At 58.4% G+C, this 15,492-nt stretch carries 13 protein-coding genes; 4 read left to right on the forward strand and 9 right to left on the reverse strand.

The features are described from left to right. Positions 1-64: 64 nt before the first annotated feature. Positions 65-964 (reverse strand): N-acyl homoserine lactonase family protein, encoded by a 900-nt coding sequence (locus IVB19_RS31345; protein ID WP_247820634.1) that lies wholly within the window; start codon positions 962-964, stop codon positions 65-67. Between the two features lie 17 nt (positions 965-981). Next, positions 982-2,076: a mandelate racemase/muconate lactonizing enzyme family protein gene (locus tag IVB19_RS31350; RefSeq protein WP_247820635.1), complete on the reverse strand. Its 1,095-nt coding sequence runs from the start codon at positions 2,074-2,076 to the stop codon at positions 982-984. A 500-nt stretch (positions 2,077-2,576) separates the two neighbouring features. On the opposite strand from IVB19_RS31350, the gene yghU reads away from it, so the two are divergent. Continuing rightward, the gene (yghU, locus tag IVB19_RS31355; RefSeq protein WP_247820636.1) at positions 2,577-3,452 is read left to right on the forward strand and encodes a glutathione-dependent disulfide-bond oxidoreductase; all 876 of its coding nucleotides are present in this window, start codon (positions 2,577-2,579) and stop codon (positions 3,450-3,452) included. A gap of 306 nt (positions 3,453-3,758) precedes the next feature. Here yghU and IVB19_RS31360 read toward each other — a convergent pair whose 3' ends face one another. Beyond that, on the reverse strand, positions 3,759-4,769 hold the full coding sequence (locus tag IVB19_RS31360; RefSeq protein WP_247820637.1) for an alpha/beta fold hydrolase: 1,011 nt from the start codon (positions 4,767-4,769) through the stop codon (positions 3,759-3,761). Between the two features lie 28 nt (positions 4,770-4,797). On the opposite strand from IVB19_RS31360, the gene IVB19_RS31365 reads away from it, so the two are divergent. Continuing rightward, positions 4,798-5,832 carry a GlxA family transcriptional regulator gene (locus IVB19_RS31365; protein WP_346283640.1) on the forward strand — a complete coding sequence of 345 codons (1,035 nt, stop codon included), beginning with the start codon at positions 4,798-4,800 and terminating at the stop codon, positions 5,830-5,832. A 16-nt stretch (positions 5,833-5,848) separates the two neighbouring features. On the opposite strand, the gene IVB19_RS31370 is transcribed toward IVB19_RS31365, so the two are convergent. After that, entirely contained in the window at positions 5,849-6,526 is a 678-nt protein-coding gene (locus IVB19_RS31370) for a glutathione S-transferase family protein (protein ID WP_247820638.1), read from the reverse strand. A 452-nt stretch (positions 6,527-6,978) separates the two neighbouring features. Between IVB19_RS31370 and IVB19_RS31375 the strand changes: the two genes are divergently transcribed. Continuing rightward, positions 6,979-7,968, forward strand: coding sequence for an alpha/beta fold hydrolase (locus tag IVB19_RS31375; RefSeq protein WP_247820639.1), 990 nt, complete (start codon positions 6,979-6,981; stop codon positions 7,966-7,968). Between the two features lie 354 nt (positions 7,969-8,322). On the opposite strand, the gene IVB19_RS31385 is transcribed toward IVB19_RS31375, so the two are convergent. Beyond that, entirely contained in the window at positions 8,323-9,399 is a 1,077-nt protein-coding gene (locus IVB19_RS31385; RefSeq protein WP_247820641.1) for a mandelate racemase/muconate lactonizing enzyme family protein, read from the reverse strand. 534 nt (positions 9,400-9,933) lie between these two features. Between IVB19_RS31385 and IVB19_RS31390 the strand changes: the two genes are divergently transcribed. Continuing rightward, the gene (locus tag IVB19_RS31390) at positions 9,934-10,584 is read left to right on the forward strand and encodes a DsbA family oxidoreductase (RefSeq protein ID WP_247820642.1); all 651 of its coding nucleotides are present in this window, start codon (positions 9,934-9,936) and stop codon (positions 10,582-10,584) included. Between the two features lie 59 nt (positions 10,585-10,643). On the opposite strand, the gene IVB19_RS31395 is transcribed toward IVB19_RS31390, so the two are convergent. From IVB19_RS31395 to IVB19_RS31410, 4 genes are all read right to left on the reverse strand, one after another. Further along, the gene (locus IVB19_RS31395) at positions 10,644-11,099 is read right to left on the reverse strand and encodes an SRPBCC family protein (RefSeq protein WP_247820643.1); all 456 of its coding nucleotides are present in this window, start codon (positions 11,097-11,099) and stop codon (positions 10,644-10,646) included. 344 nt (positions 11,100-11,443) lie between these two features. Continuing rightward, positions 11,444-12,388 carry a 2-dehydropantoate 2-reductase gene (locus IVB19_RS31400; protein WP_247820644.1) on the reverse strand — a complete coding sequence of 315 codons (945 nt, stop codon included), beginning with the start codon at positions 12,386-12,388 and terminating at the stop codon, positions 11,444-11,446. A gap of 104 nt (positions 12,389-12,492) precedes the next feature. Further along, the gene (locus IVB19_RS31405; RefSeq protein ID WP_247820645.1) at positions 12,493-12,915 is read right to left on the reverse strand and encodes a VOC family protein; all 423 of its coding nucleotides are present in this window, start codon (positions 12,913-12,915) and stop codon (positions 12,493-12,495) included. A gap of 310 nt (positions 12,916-13,225) precedes the next feature. Next, positions 13,226-15,427 carry a molybdopterin-containing oxidoreductase family protein gene (locus tag IVB19_RS31410; RefSeq protein WP_247820646.1) on the reverse strand — a complete coding sequence of 734 codons (2,202 nt, stop codon included), beginning with the start codon at positions 15,425-15,427 and terminating at the stop codon, positions 13,226-13,228. Positions 15,428-15,492 lie beyond the last annotated feature (65 nt).

A 15,492-nucleotide genomic window follows, 5' to 3' on the forward strand; every position in this document is an offset into this window, starting at 1 on the left:
TGACCCTTCGATCAACGATCGCGGAACTGTCTGCGAGTTTGAAGAGCTGGCGGTTCACAACAAGTCAGTCATAGAATGCCGGCAGCAACTTAAGGCCGTCGGTTTGCTTCTTGTCGTGATTGATGAACATTGTGGCATTGTAGGTCTTGATGATCTGCCTGATCTTGTCCATCGATTCCACGGATGCCCGTTTATCGGTATTGAGCGAAGGAACCCTGCTCTTGGCGAAATTCTCTTCGAGATGGACGACATCGCCCGACAGTATGATGAAGCCGGAATTTCTGAGGTGGACGAGCAGCGACTGGCTACCGGGCGTATGCCCTGGCGTAGATATGAGCGTAACACTTCCGTCATCGAATACGTCGAGATCTCCGTCAACCAGTCGCATACCCCTGGGATTTCCAAGCAGGCGGCGCGCCAGCGCCATCAGCTGATTCACGTTTTCGTTTGGCCCATTGCTTCCATGGATCCACTCATACTCCGCGCGCTGCATTAGGATCCTAGCATCGGGAAACAGGCCGACGTTACCGATGTGGTCCCCGTGGGTGTGGGAAATGGCGACGTAAGCGACGTCGGATGGCTTGAGACCGATCTCCGCAAGCTGACCCGTTAGAGTCTTGTCCAAGCGATAAACGATCAGCTTGGGCAGTGTCGACCAACCGTTCGGATCGTTAACCGTCGCCTCCGGCACTCCAGTATCCCAGAGCAACCAGTGGTTTCCGCGCTTAACCAGCCAGCAGGTCGATGAAAACTCGATGCTGTGCCCCTGGTTTTCGCCCGGGGTCCAAACCGATTGATCGTTGGCAAGCGAGTGCCCGCAATCCAGCCTGTAGAGCTTCTCTACGAAACCAGCGCTACTCGCGTCCGGCAACTCCCGCGAAGAAACATTCTTGGTACCCACAGAGACAGATAGCACCAGGAGCAACAACACGCCTGCGTAAACAAGGTATCGCCTGAGAAACATGTTTCTATCCGTCACTCTCAACTTCGGACTCGGAAGCTCCGAACCACGTCGGCATCAGGGTCGAATCCCAGGCCAGGCCCTTGAGGAACTGTAATCGTTCCATTCTTCGGCCGCACTGCATCGCCATATAGCTGTGCCTCGAGGTCAAAGTACCGCCACTCCACCAGGGCGTCTTTCGGGCCTAGCGCGGCGCTTGCGTGTACACTCGCGAGCAAGCCGGGACCGTCATAGAACGAGTGGACCATCACGGTGGTCGCACTTGCCGCGGCAAGCGAGAACACTTTCTGAAGTTCCGAGATGCCCCCCATCTTGGCCGGGCTGGGTTGGACAAAGTCGACCGCGCCAGCCGAAAGCATCTGCTGGAACTCCACCAACGTCGAAGCATTTTCTCCTGCCGCAATGGGTATTCCACCCTCGCGACGCAATCGAGCCAGGCCGCCAAAGTTCTCTGGTGGCCAAATGGGCTCTTCCAACCAGCGCAGATTAAACTGTCGCAGCTTGGCGCTCATATCGAGGGCCTGGCGCACGGTCCATGGGCAGTTGACGTCCAGCGTGATCTCCACGTCGTCGCCGGCGGCATTTCGCGCCTCACGAACCGCATCCACGGTGATCTCATGAAGCTTCAAATGGGAGAAGCCATCGGCCATAGCTCGATCGACGTTCGCGACGAGAAGCTGCGGGTCAGTATAGCGAACGAGACTTGCGTAGCAGGTCAGCTCGGATACTGCCGAGCCACCCAAAAGCCGGTGGAGGGGTTGGCCGGTTGCCTTTCCCAGGATATCCCATAACGCAATATCGATCGCGGAAATCCCGAACATGATGGCGCCGCTTCGCCCGAATATGTGAAGGCGCTTCTGAACGTCGAGCATCAACGATCCGATGTTCAACGCGCTGAGGCCGATACACAAGGGAGCGATAACCTGTTCTATCGCAGCTTTGACGGCGGGAATTGCGGTGAAGCCGAACGCCTCGCCCCAACCGGCAATTCCGCCCTCGGTCGTTACCTTGACCAGCAACGAGTCGGCGTTACCGGCATTCTTTCTTCCCCACGCCGATTCGGCTGACTTACTGCCTCCTGCGAACGGGATACTGACTGCGATGACCTCGATCATTGCAATCTTCACATCTCGGTCCGCAGTTTCCTGGTCAAGCGGCACTGGAGCTCTCCATTGACCTCGTCTCATATGCGGCAGGTGCGCCGGCCTCGCGTGGTGCGAGGACATCGGCAATGGCCCGGTTAAGGGGCGTCGCCACTTGATAAGGGCACAACGTCGATCCGAAAAACGAATAATTCAGATTGCACCTATCTCGGCCGCAGATTGTGAACAGACCGGCGAGGTGTGCCCGTAGGTCAAAGTTGCCCGCGAAATCGCATCACGCCGTGTCAGCGGGCTGAAACGGACTGATCTAACTGGGTCAGTCGAAAGTAGGACGGATCCGTTGCTTCCAAAGATCCAACCTCGATCTCACACTCGATCGCTCAACGAAACAGTGTGCACCGGACAACGGGCATTCACGGTCGTACGGAGGAGACATAGGCTGAAGTGACCGATGCGATTTCTCTCGTACTAGCGATTAGACCTGCGGTGAGGAACGACCTGGAGTTTTTAGAATGACTTCCTCGTTTGAATATGCGCCGCCGAAAGTTTGGAGTTGGGACAAGCCGAATGGCGGACGGTTCGCGAATATCAACCGACCGGTCGCAGGCCCGACGCACGACAAGGAACTCCCACTGGGCCGCCACCCCATCCAACTCTATTCCCAGGGGACGCCAAACGGCGTGAAGGTGGCCGTCATGCTTGAGGAGCTGCTGGCGCTCGGCAACAGCGGCGCAGAATACGACGCCTGGCTTATCAGAATCGACCGTGGCGACCAATTTGGGAGCGGCTTCGTTGCGCTGAACCCCAACTCCAAGATCCCGGCCGTGGTCGACCAAAGCGGACCATCGCCGATCCGGATCTTCGACTCAGGAGCGATCTTGATATACTTAGCCGAGAAATTCGACACCTTCCTGCCGACCGAACCCAGTGCACGAGCCGAATGCATGTCATGGCTGTTCTGGCAGGCAGGGAGCGCGCCATACGTGGGCGGAGGCTTCGGCCACTTTTACGCGTACGCGCCGACCAAGATCGAATATGCCATAAATCGATTCTCCATGGAGACAAAACGCCAACTCGACGTGCTGGACCGGCGGCTCGAAACGAACGAATTTATCGCTGGCAGCGACTACACAATCGCCGACATCGCCGCCTGGCCCTGGTACGCTGGCCTGACGAGGGGTTGGCTTTACGGAGCGGCTGAGTTTCTTCAAGCACAGGAGTACAAGAATATTGCGCGCTGGGTAGACGCGATCGCCGAGCGGCCGGCCGTCCAACGCGGGCGAATGGTAAACCGCGTCACTGGCGACGCCTCAAGTCAACTGCATGAGCGACATGACGCCAACGATTTTGAGACGAAAACACAAGACAAATTGACGACCGGAAGATAGCCGCTTGCAGCGGGCACGCGCCGGCGGCACCATTCCGTAACTCTTGAAGGAACATCTAGCAGCACCGCGTTGTAGCAAGTCAAACGTAGTCGCAGGTCGATTTTAGCGGCTTGAGCGCGAACGAAGATCAATCATCTTCGCAGCGCGGCGGGCTACACGCCGAACGCGCTTTGCGATATGCCCCGGGATTTTTCGTTCAGAGGGAGATATCGAAATCGTCCTGCGGCCACTGATCTTCAAGACGCAGCCGGCTAGACTGCGTCCCGTAAGAATCCTTCCCTACATGCGGATCGCGATCAATCTTGGCTATCCGAGAAACCTCACAAGCTCTGCGTTTACTTGATCGGCGTGCGTCCACAACACACCATGCGAACCTTCCTTGAGTTCAACGAGTTTGACGTCCTTAAGCATTTTCGCCTGCGGCCTGGACGTGGAATCTGGCGGCAAGATCCGATCGGCATCGCCGTGCAGGATCAACGTCGGCACAGCGTTATGCCTGATGTCGTCGCGAAAATCTTCAAGCCAGGCGTCGACACACGCCAACGTGCCGATTGCAGATGCATTGACCGCAATGTCCCAGTTGGCGTCGAGAACACGCTCGCTGACGAGCCTTCCGCCCGTGACGTCGTAATTGTAGAAGTTTTTTAAGAACTCCAGCAAGAACGCCGGCCGATCGGCTCTCAGGGCGGCGCGAGTACGTTCGAACACGCGCGCATCCAGTCCCTCCGGATTGTCTGCCGTCTTTACAAGGTAAGGACCAAGCGTGCCGATAAGTACGGCCTTGTGCACGCGCTTGGCACCATACTTTGCGAGGTAGCGCGTAACCTCACCCGTGCCCATTGAAAATCCGACGAGTGTGACCTCGTTAAGATTCAGCGTCCTCAGAACCACATCGAGGTCTGCTGCGAAGGTGTTGTAGTTGTAGCCGGTCGATGGCTGGCTGGACCTTCCGAACCCGCGTCGATCGTAGGTAATTACGCGGTGCCCTCCCTCAAGCAGCGCCGTCGTTTGCTTCTCCCACGAGGCGCCACTCAGCGGCCAACCATGGATGAGGACGACCGGTGAGCCAGATCCATGGTCCTCATAGTAGAGCTCTATTGGCGTCGAGTTTTCTTGTCCCACTGTGATGAAGCTGCCCGTCGGGCTCCTTCCATTGCCGTTCGCAGTGCGCCCCTGCGCCTCCTCTGCAGCGAGCGGACGAGCCGAAACCAATGGTGTGGCGAGGGCGGCCGCGCCGAGCGTCAGCGCGCTACGCCGGCTAAAGCGGCTTTTCGTTGGGCTAACGGGAGCACCGTCGTCGCCGGGGAGATTTTCCATTGCAAGCTTCCTGTTGAGGTGAACCGGGATGCGCAAAGTAGGCATGCCGCGGCGCTTGTTAGGTATTGGCAAGTTTGCCAAGTTTGATATCATAATTGCCATGCGCGTTCACATTCTCGCTCTCAATGGCGTGTTCGATACCGGCCTGGCCGCGGCACTCGACGCCTTCGGCACCGCCAACGCGTTGGCAGAGATGACCGGCCTTTCCTCGCTGCGCTTCCAGATAAAGGTGGTGGGCCTGCGCAAGATCATCACCACCACGCATGGCCTGAGCGTGCCGGTGACCGCGGCGGCGCGCGCGCAGACACCCGACGTGGTGTTGATGCCTGCCATCAACCACTTGAAGCCGGAACCGCTGGTGCAGGCGCTGGCAAGCGACGAGGTGCGCGAGGCCGGCGCGATACTGCGCAAATGGTCGGGGCGCGGCGCGATGACCGCGGCCGCGTGCGTTGGCACTTTCGTGCTGGCGGAAGCGGCCCTGCTCGACGGCGAGGAGGCCACCACCACCTGGTGGCTGGCGCCGCTGTTCCGACAGCGCTATCCGCGCGTGCGGCTGGACGAGTCGCGAATCATCGTGCAGTCCAACGCGGTGGTCACCGCCGGCGCGGCGCTTAGCCATCTCGATCTGGCGCTGACCTTGATCCGGCGCGCCAGCCCGGACTTGGCCAGCCTCACAGCGAAATACCTTGTGACTGATGTGCGCACCTCACAGGCTGCATACACGGTCGCAGACCACCTGGCCCACGGCGATCCGCTGGTGCAACAGTTCGAGCGCTGGGCGCGGCAACGCCTGGCCGAAGGCTTCTCGCTCGACCATGCTGCGGCGGCGCTCGCCACTAGCAAGCGCACCCTGGCCCGACGGATGCAAAGCGTACTGGGTAAGACACCCCTCGCCTACTTCCAGGACCTGCGGACGGAGCGCGCCGTGCATCTGCTCAAGACCAGCCACGCCAGCGTCGACCAGATCGCCGCTGAAGTTGGCTATGCTGAAGGCGTGACTCTGCGCGCGCTGCTGCGCCGGAGGCTTGGTTGCGGCGTCCGTGAAATCCGCCGCAACCTCTGAGGTCGGCTTGCCCGCCTCAGCTCACGCCCCTACCCGCCGCTGCGGCAGCGAACAACAAATCCCAGCCGAACCGGGGCGCTGTCGCCTGATAGCTCGGCATTGTTTGTATCTGCTCCCACCACCGGGCGAAACCGTCTACCGCGAAGACTTCGTTAGCATCCGGGGTCAGTGAAACGAGGCAACAGATCGGAGCGACGTAGAAATCACCCAGTGAGGGACGCTCACCCGCGATAAAGGCACTAGCGCCACGAATTTTCATAAGCTCCTCCAGCACACGACGGCTGCTAACGATCGCTTGCTTTCTCGCTTCTTCATTCCGCCCGCCGATCAGGTCGGGAAACAAGTGATATCCAGCGGCAGCAATCAGCGCGCCGTAGCCATAGGAATCAATGATGCCCATCGCCATGCGCATTCGCGCTCGGTCCTTTGAACCATCCGGCGTGAACGACGGGCCCGGCAGCACCTCGTCCAGATATGGCGCGATAGCGCCGGTTTCGATGATGCGGAAGCCATCGTGGTCCAGCACCGGCACTTTACCGAACGGGTGGCGCGCCATGTGCTCGGACTGGCGCGGTTCGCCCTTGAGCACATTCACTGGCACCTGTTCGTATTGCGCGCCTTTCTCTGCGAGCAGCATCCGGACTGTCCGGACATACGTACTGCCGTCGAAACCATAGAGGACGATCCCAGTCATTCTATTCCCTTTTGCTTGGACATCGCTCCAGCTTTTTGCATTTGGACGTGTCGCCAATTCGTCAGTTAAGATGACGCGCAAGCCGTCCCTCTGACGGTACCAGCAACGGAACAACTTCAGTGGTTTTGTACGCACTCGTCCCACTGCACTAGCTTATCTGCGTCGTAGGTTTGCGCTCGAGCGAATTCACGCTAGGCACCGACCGGTATCGCTATCAAACGCTTTTCCGAGATAGCCATATCTCTCATTCAGATTACTCGGCATTCTCGAGGTCGCGCGAACGGTTTGGTCCAATAGCGCGTTCGGGCACCGTGTTACACCGAATGTCCACTTCGCGCCGACACTCGACGTCCTCAGATTGACGCGAATGACCCGAACAAACCTCGCGCGGCAATTTGGGCGGTGTTATCGTGCAGACGACAGAGCTACGACCACTGGGGGACGGCCACCAAATGAGCTATTCAGAACTACCGTTGACACGGTACGCGATGAGCGGCGACATAAGTGTCGCTTATCAAACCATGGGAGATGGCCCCATCGATATCATCGCCATCCCCGGTTCCATTTCGCATGTCGAGTTCTTGCACGAGGTGTCCGGGTATACGGCGTTCCTGCAACGTCTTTCAAAATTCGCGCGCGTCATCACCTTTGATAAGCGCGGCCAGGGACTGTCGGACAGGATTTCAGGCGCCCCTACGCTCGAAGAGCGCATGGACGACGTGCGAGCTGTTCTCGACTCCGTTGGCGCACAGCGGGCGGCTCTGCTCGGATTTTCCGAGGGTTGCGCAATGAGCGCCATGTTCGCTGCGTCCTACCCCGAGCGCGTTTCGCACCTCGCTTTGTTCGGAGCGTTTGTCCGCTACCGGGATCTTTTTACGGACGCTGATCCAGAGGTAGTCGCTCAGGAGCAGATGAAGAATTGGGGGACCGGTGCCCTGATGAAAGGTGTGATATCCAGCAGGGCGTCCGACCCTGATGCTGTCGCGAAGTTTGCCAAGTTTGAGCGCCTGTCGGCGAGCCCCGGCGCAATGAAGGCTACTCAATTGTTGAACTTCCAGATCGACGTCGGTCATATCCTTCTGGCTGTGCGGGTCCCGACACTCGTGCTGCACCGGACAGCCGACGCACTGGTCCCCGTCCGTTTGGGACGCGACTTCGCTGCGCGAATTCCCGGCGCCAAATATGTCGAGTATCCCGGCGTGGATCATGCATTCTGGTCAGGCGACGTAGAGGCGTTGCTCGGTGATATTGAAGAGTTCATCACCGGGCATCGCGAGACTGTATCGGCGGATCTGGAGCGCATCCTGGCGACTGTGCTGTTCACCGACATCGTCGATTCAACTCGTCGCGCTGCCGAAATGGGCGACCAGAATTGGCGTGATTGCTGGACAGTCACGATCAGCTGGCACGCCAGATGGTCGAAAGACACCGTGGTAACCTGATCAAGAGCACCGGTGACGGCATACTCGCAACCTTCGACGGACCAGGTCGTGCTGTACGTTGCGCGCTGGCGTTCTCGGCCGCAGCCAAGCAGATTGGCCTGCCCCTGCGTTCGGGTCTGCATACGGGAGAAATCGAGGTCAGGGGCCGCGATATCGGTGGCATCGCAGTTCACGCGGCGGCCCGTGTCATGGCAAATTCGGGGCCCGAGGAGGTCCTCGTATCCCGCGTTGTCTCGGATCTCGTAGCGGGGGCCGCACTGAAATTCGACGAGCGGGGAGCATATGAACTCAAAGGCCTTCCCGGTCGATGGGATTTGTTTGCAGCCAGCGCGTGAAAGATGAGCCCCGGGAGCATCAGTCCGCCAATACGGACGGGTCGATGGTGAAGCCCCAACCTGGCCTGTTAGGCACGATGCTTGCGCCTCTTTCGTCCCTCAACAGGGGCTCCTGGTAGAGCGCGTCAAACCAATTGATATATTCATGATAGCTCGCGTTGGGCACGCACGCCATGAGCGCAAGGCTCATTTGCGGAAAGACATGGGACGACACAGGGATATCGAATGCCTCGCAAATGGCCGCGGCTTTTAGGAACTCGGTCGGCCCGCCCATCCTTTGCAGATCAGGCATCAGAATATCAGCAGCCTTGAGCTGCAGCAGCTCAAAAATGCCTTGGTGGTTATACGTATACTCACCGGTTGCAACCGGGATATCGATAGCGGCGGCGACCTTGGCTTCTGAAAGCGGATTGCTGCCCATGACGGGTTCTTCGTACCAACCGATATCGAACTCCTCGATGCGGCGCGCAAGCTTGATCGACGCCTCAGGCGACGCAATCAGTTGCGCTGCATCAACCAGCAGTACGACATCGGGACCCAACATTTCTCGAACCGCCCTAACACGCTCCACGTCTTTGCCGGGATCCGGCAATCCAACGTGCATCTTGATTGCACGAAAGCCCTGCCTCACAAGGCCCTCTGCTTCCTTGTGAAGTTCGTCGATCGTTGCCGATAGCCACAATGAGTTCACGTAGCTGGGCACGGTGGTTCGACAGGCGCCAAGAATATGAGAAATGTTGACGCCAAATTGCTTGCCTCGCACGTCCCAAAGCGCCTCCTCTACGGCAGAAATCGCCAGAGCCGAAATCCCTTGTCGCCCAAAGGCGCGAACATCATTGAACGCGTTGAGAACAAAGCTGCCGCTCTGACCGAGGTCGAGACCAACGACAAGATGCTCGAGGCTTACGATCATCTCCCGCAGCACCTTTAGTCGGCGCCCGTTCGTCACATAACACATCCCCTCCCCAACGAGACCCTCGTCCGTCTCCAGAAATACGCACACACAGTCGACCGACCGCACGTCGTACCTGCCTGTCGAAAAGGGCTTTGCGACAGGCAAGTGGGCGACGCGGGTACGCAGGCGCGAGATCTTCATAGACTTCCTCTCTGGGCGCTGTCGCGGAAGTGGTTGAAATATCTGTGTCGGCGATCACTGGCGCAGTTCGGGATAGCGCGCCCCTTATCTCGCTTTTGGCAAGATCATGGGCGACGATACAAGAGGCCATCATACCCGGGCATCAACCAACCGCAATCTCCTTGCCGAGTGCTCGCTTACGGGCGGTGCGGCCGCAGCAGGGGTGCGGCGCACTCCGCATTATCGACGTGATCGACAAACAATGCTGGTGGTCTGCTTGTTCTTTGATCGAATTGCGTCTGCCGTCCCCAGAATGAAAAGGCCATGTCCCTCAGCGTAATTCAGTATGTCTGGCTTTAGGTGGCTGTTGCTTCCGGCAGTGTCCGAACGCGCTTATGCATCCGGCCGAAAGCACATGAGTGTACCGATCTACGGAAGAGTGTATTCCAGCCAGCAGCGGTTCAGCCGATGGTTAAGTCACCCTATCTGGCTAATGAGCTCGGAGACGCGTGGCGTCCCCGAAACGTGACCAAGCGAATAGCGAGCGACCTTTCCATGACTAAAACGGTCAAGATCGACTTCATATCTGATGTATCATGCCCCTGGTGCGTAATCGGGCTAGGAAACCTGGATGTTGCCCTGAAGCGCTTTGAAGGGCAATTGACGGCTGACATCCATTTCCAGCCCTTCGAACTCAATCCAGCGATCCCGCCGGAGGGTGAGAGCCGTTTCGACAACGTGGCCCGCAAATACAATGTCGGGCGCGAGCAGGCGATCGCGAACCGTGAGCGCCAGCGTGCCCTCGCCGCGCAAGTGGGCTTCGACATGGTGACTACCGACGAAACCCGCTTCTACAACACATTTGACGCGCACCGCTTGCTGCACTGGGCGCGGATCGAGGGGCGGCAAGAAGAGCTGAAGCGCGCGCTGCTCGCCGCCTACCATACAAACATGCAGAATCCCGGTGATCACAGCGTGCTCGTCGCCGCTGCTGAATCTGTTGGCCTTGAAGGCGCGGCTGCGCGCGATGTGCTCACCTCGGGGCGCTACACTGACGAGGTGCGCGACGCCGAAGAGAAATGGCATCGAGCAGGGATAAGCAGCGTTCCCGCCGTGGTGGTCAACGATCGCTACTTAATCACAGGAGCCCAGCCGCCGGAGGCGTTCGAGAAGGCCATCCGCAAGGCCGTGTCCGAAGTCGTCTGACCGGCGCGGCCCTCGCCGCAGGCTCACCAGGCGCGACGGCGCGCAGATACGCTAAAGAGTTAGCCGGGTGGACCTTTGACTACATCTGCGAAGCGCGAGAAGAACTCGTCGGCGATCTTCTTCGCCGACCCGCTGATCAAGCGCTGACCTAACTGCGCCAGCTTCCCACCTATTTGCGCCTCTACGCCATAGGATAGCAACGTACCTTCCTCGTTCGCCACTAACGCGACCGTGGCTACGCCCTTAGCGAATCCTGCGATGCCCCCCTCACCTTCGCCCGAGATCCGGTAGCTGCTCGGGGGAACGAGATCGCTCAGAGTGACTCGCCCCTTGAATTTCGCCGAGACTGGGCCGACCTTCATCTTTGCAATCGCACTAAATTGATTGTCCGCCGACCTCACGAGTTCTTCGCAGCCCGGAATGCACACCTTCAGAACATCCGGATCATTCAGTTTCTCCCACACAGTTTCCCGGTTCGCGGCAAGTTGGACCTCTCCGGCCATCGTCATAGGCATAAGACGTAACCTCCAATGAAGCGGCCGTCGGACCGCTTTGGCAACATGCGAGCGAGCCAACCGCCGCGCAGACCCGACGGCGTGTCATCCAGGTAGATCTGCATGTGATACGGGACGTTAGGTTCAGAACATTGCTCAACTGATGTCGGTAGTGATAGACGCCCTCATCGAACTTCATCAGCCGTATTCGCGAAGGTCAAACGAATAAACACGATCATCTTATCGCCGGAAGCGATTGGTCCATTTTGGCTTCACGGATCTATTCATGCGATGCGATGTTCTGGCGCGTACCAGCTGACTCGCAGTGCAGTTCAAGTGCGCTATTGTAGTGTGATAGCTTGCGATCAGGGCAGACGGCCTGCCGCGCGTCTCTGCTCGAGAGCTTTTATGTGCGTATAGGCGAGCATCAATGTGCGATGCTCAATGTTCGCGTCAATCGCCCTGTTGAGCATGAAGCCCAGGATGTGATCGACCTCTGTCGACCCACCGCGTTCGACGTCGCGCAGCATCGACGTCGCGTATTGTGACTCCCGCTGCGAGAACGTCTCTTCCCACAGTTTCATAAAGCTATCGCTGGGCTCGTGGCCGCCGGCGGCGGCCACCGCGGCACCGCACCGAAGCTGCTCGAGGAAAAGCTCACGGCCATAGGGCGTGCGGACAATCTCGCCGACATTCGCGCGCATCAGGCAGGTCATCGCAGCAGCCGTCGAGAGGTGGACGATTTTCTCCCACATCCGTTGCACGATGTCGGTTACCGCAAAGGCCTCGACGCCCTTCGCAGGAGCGAATAGAGCCGCCAACGTTGTCACGCGTTCCGTCATCTGGCCAGATTGCTCGCCAAAAGTGAGCGTCCGCCAATCGTTGAATTGGCGGATCGCGCCGCTCGGCGTGAGGGTCGCTTGAATCTTGGCAGTACCCCCGAGCACTCGGCGCTGACCGAATCTTTGGTTCAGGAGGTCGATATGGGCAATACCATTCAGGAATGGCAAGACGTAGCCGCTCGGTGCCACGGCCGGCGCGATCGTCGCTATGGCCGCATCGAGGTCGTATGCCTTGCAGGTCAGAATCACTCCATCGAAAATCGGTGCCACTTCGGACGCGACCACGGTCTTCACAGCCAACTGCGCATCCCCGAATGGGCTCTCGAGCCGTAGCCCTTGCTCGGAGAGGATTTTGCGCCGTCCTTCCCGGACGAGGAACGTGACATCGGCACCGCTTTCGGCCAGACGGCCGCCAAAATAGCCGCCAATACCCCCGGCACCAAGAACCAATATCTTAGGACTACTCACGAAGGTCTTCCTTTTGACACGCCGGGCTCGGCACGACGGAACGGGGCATTACTAGAGAGGCACTTGACCGATCGGCGGGGCGGCGTTCACCAACCGGAGCTCGGCTAACCGGTGGCGGGAGACACGCAGGCAAACTCAATCCGGAGGCCGCCTGGCCCTCGTATCATAAAGTGGAACTTCGGACCCTTGCCCGACCTTTCCGGCGCAAACTCAATCTCATTACCAGGCCATGCCGCGACACGCTCGTGCAATGCGTCAAGTGCCTTGTGATCCACAACCTTCAACGCAAGGTGATGCAGACCGACATTACGGTGGCGCTCGAACGGCACGCACGTCCCCGGATCCTCGACTTGCCACAACGTTACAATGGCATTTCCGTCCGATACGAAGGCTGCTGGATAGCTTGGATTCTCTCCAACAACCCGCCAACCAAGGCAATCGCAGAAGAACTTCCGCGTCAGCGCAAGATCCTTTACGGTAAGCCCTACGTGATCGACACCGATCGTTAGCGGCACATTCTCCCGCATTGCAGCTCTCCAGACGCTCACACGAACCTGCGGCGCGAGCAGCCACGCATACGCAGATCTAAGCATTCAGGCTAGTGCGAGTCGTCACTGACTTGAAGAGCCGTTACTGGAAAGACACTGTTGCTTCTAACGGAACATTGGCTGGTTGGTCGATCTCAAGCCCAGCGGTCGGAGATCGGACAATTTTGCGAGCCTTGGGCGATCGATATTTCCTCTAACGCCGTGTTAGGTGCGGCGCCATGCTGATCATTCCCGCCAGCAGGCCCACAACTATCAAGCTGCGGACCCGCAAGCGCATGTTGTCAGACGGCTAGGCTCGCACCAACGCGACCGGCTCAGGCTCGTACATGCTCCGTGCGGCATTCCTGCCCACGATCCGCTCCACCTGAACGAGATTGTCCGAGAATGTAGGACAGTTGCCCATCCCACCGAACCGGGCTGCGGATACGCTATTGACGGTACCTTCTTCGTTATGCGTCCGCCAATAGCCGACAGTAGCGATAACCAGTCCGGCCTGAACGTCATCGGTGATATGGGCGACGCCGTGGAAGCCGCCCGTCCTGTTGTACACCTTCACCTTGTCGCCGTGCTCGATCATACGCTCAGCGGCGTCCTGCGGACTAAGGAGAACGAACTGATCCCCCTGCAGTCTCCGCTTCTTGGGTTCATTGGCGTAGTTGGTATTGAGAAATGCGTGGCTTTTCGGGGCTATGATGCTCAGAGGATAGAGCTTGGCAAGCTCAGGTTCGTCAGCCGCACTCTCATAGGGCCTGGTATAGCCGGGAAGCGGTTCGATCGGCTCGCCGCTTTGCATTTCGTTGTAAAGTTGACGAAACGGCGGTGCTACGAAATTTGTGGCGCCGGTGAGCAGGATCTCACATTTGCCCGACGGCGTCTTGAAATTTCCCTCAGCGTGCGGTGTTCGCGTATCCGCCGGACCCAAGTTCAACTTGGCAAAGCCTTGCTTCCGCAAAAGATCCATATCGACACCCGCCACCTGCGGCGCGGTCCAGTCGATCGTGCTTTCGGCCAACTCGAGATCCGATTTCAGGAACTCGGGGTCTGTCAATCCCATCGTCTTCGCAAGCCTGCGGAAGATTTCTGCATTCGAGCAGGCCTCACCGGGCGGCTCAATGGCCTTCTGATTGAGCGTGAGGTAGTAGTGTCCCCAGGAGAACATCATGTCATCGTGTTCGGCCGCCATCGTCGCCGGCAAGATGATATCTGCGTAAGCGGCAGTGTCGCTTATGAAATGATCCGCGACAACAGTGAATAGGTCATCACGCTGAAGCCCTCGGACGATCTTGTCGACATCCATCGCCTGGGTCACAGGATTTGTATTGTAGACCATGATCGAGTTGATCGGCGGATCAAGCTTGGTCTCGCCGAGCAGCGCTTCGCCTAGCTTGAGCAAATTCACCACCCGCGTGCCGGGCTTGATCCAATCAGGGCGACAAATCGCTCCGAAGTTTACGGGGAATTCCCACAGCGGTGCTTGGTAGATGCCGCCGGCGACATCCTTCCAGGCACCGGTCAATGCGGGAATCGCGATGACAGCGCGGATGGCCTGAGTACCGCCTGCGGTACGCTCTAGCGCCACACCGATGCGGATCGAGGCGTTGCGCGACTTTGCGTATTCCCGGGTCAATTTTCGTATGTCATCGGCACGGATGCTTGTGATCTTCTCGGCCCACTCGGGCGTGCAGGTTGCCGCATGTTCCTTGAGCTCCGGGTAGCCCAAAACGTACTTGTCGACATAATCGCGATCGACCAGGTCTTCAGCGATCAACGTTTGGATCATTGCCATGGCTAGAGCGCCGTCGGTGCCGGGCTTCGGCGCGATATGCCAATCGGCCTGCTTGGCAGTACGCGACCGGTACGGATCGATAACAACGACTTTCGCACCCTTTTGACGCGCCTCGGTGACGAAGGGCCAATGATGCAGGTTGGTGCTGACGGAATTGCAGCCCCAGATAATGATGTATTTCGAATAGGCGAAGCTTTCCGGATCCAGCGCATTCGTGGGCCCGACCGTGAGGAGCCAAGCGGTGGAAGAACCCGATGCGCAATAGGTTTTCTCGCAAACGGTAGCGCCGAGTCTGTTGAAGAAGGCATCACCGACCGTCAGGCCCTGCACGAGGCCTTCATTGCCGAGATAACTTACTGGCAGGATGGCCTCTGCACCATTGCTTGAAATGATCTTCGTCCAGCGATCTTTAATTTCCGCGAGTGCCTGTTCCCAGCTGATCCGCACAAAGGCCCGGCTGCCCTTCGGCCCATTGCGCTTCAGGGGATACAGCACACGATCAGCGTTGTAGTGGCGATCCGCGTAATCGTTGAGCTTGACGCACAAGCCGCCGCGCGTGATCGGGTGTTTGGGATTACCGCGGACATTGACCAGTTTGTTGCCTTCCACCGTATAAAGCATTGCGCAGGTGTCAGGACAATCGTGGGGGCAACCGCCAAACAATTCTTTCGTGCTCGCCTTTGTTGTTTGGATGCTGGCAGACATCGGCATATTCCTTCTACCGTCCGGTTAAGGGAAATCTGCGCCTGGGACTTACGGTCACCAAGAGC

The organism is Bradyrhizobium sp. 187 (assembly GCF_023101005.1).
In the GTDB taxonomy this organism is placed as follows: domain Bacteria; phylum Pseudomonadota; class Alphaproteobacteria; order Rhizobiales; family Xanthobacteraceae; genus Bradyrhizobium; species Bradyrhizobium canariense_D.

Excerpts from the sequence above, each read along its gene's own strand:
- IVB19_RS31345 (WP_247820634.1), bottom strand. The coding sequence starts at position 964 with ATGTTTCTCAGGCGATACCTTGTTTACGCAGGCGTGTTGTTGCTCCTG.
- IVB19_RS31350 (WP_247820635.1), bottom strand. The coding sequence starts at position 2,076 with ATGATCGAGGTCATCGCAGTCAGTATCCCGTTCGCAGGAGGCAGTAAG.
- yghU (WP_247820636.1), top strand. The coding sequence starts at position 2,577 with ATGACTTCCTCGTTTGAATATGCGCCGCCGAAAGTTTGGAGTTGGGAC.
- IVB19_RS31360 (WP_247820637.1), bottom strand. The coding sequence starts at position 4,769 with ATGGAAAATCTCCCCGGCGACGACGGTGCTCCCGTTAGCCCAACGAAA.
- IVB19_RS31365 (WP_346283640.1), top strand. The coding sequence starts at position 4,798 with ATGCGCAAAGTAGGCATGCCGCGGCGCTTGTTAGGTATTGGCAAGTTT.
- IVB19_RS31370 (WP_247820638.1), bottom strand. The coding sequence starts at position 6,526 with ATGACTGGGATCGTCCTCTATGGTTTCGACGGCAGTACGTATGTCCGG.
- IVB19_RS31375 (WP_247820639.1), top strand. The coding sequence starts at position 6,979 with ATGAGCTATTCAGAACTACCGTTGACACGGTACGCGATGAGCGGCGAC.
- IVB19_RS31385 (WP_247820641.1), bottom strand. The coding sequence starts at position 9,399 with ATGAAGATCTCGCGCCTGCGTACCCGCGTCGCCCACTTGCCTGTCGCA.
- IVB19_RS31390 (WP_247820642.1), top strand. The coding sequence starts at position 9,934 with ATGACTAAAACGGTCAAGATCGACTTCATATCTGATGTATCATGCCCC.
- IVB19_RS31395 (WP_247820643.1), bottom strand. The coding sequence starts at position 11,099 with ATGCCTATGACGATGGCCGGAGAGGTCCAACTTGCCGCGAACCGGGAA.
- IVB19_RS31405 (WP_247820645.1), bottom strand. The coding sequence starts at position 12,915 with ATGCGGGAGAATGTGCCGCTAACGATCGGTGTCGATCACGTAGGGCTT.
- IVB19_RS31410 (WP_247820646.1), bottom strand. The coding sequence starts at position 15,427 with ATGTCTGCCAGCATCCAAACAACAAAGGCGAGCACGAAAGAATTGTTT.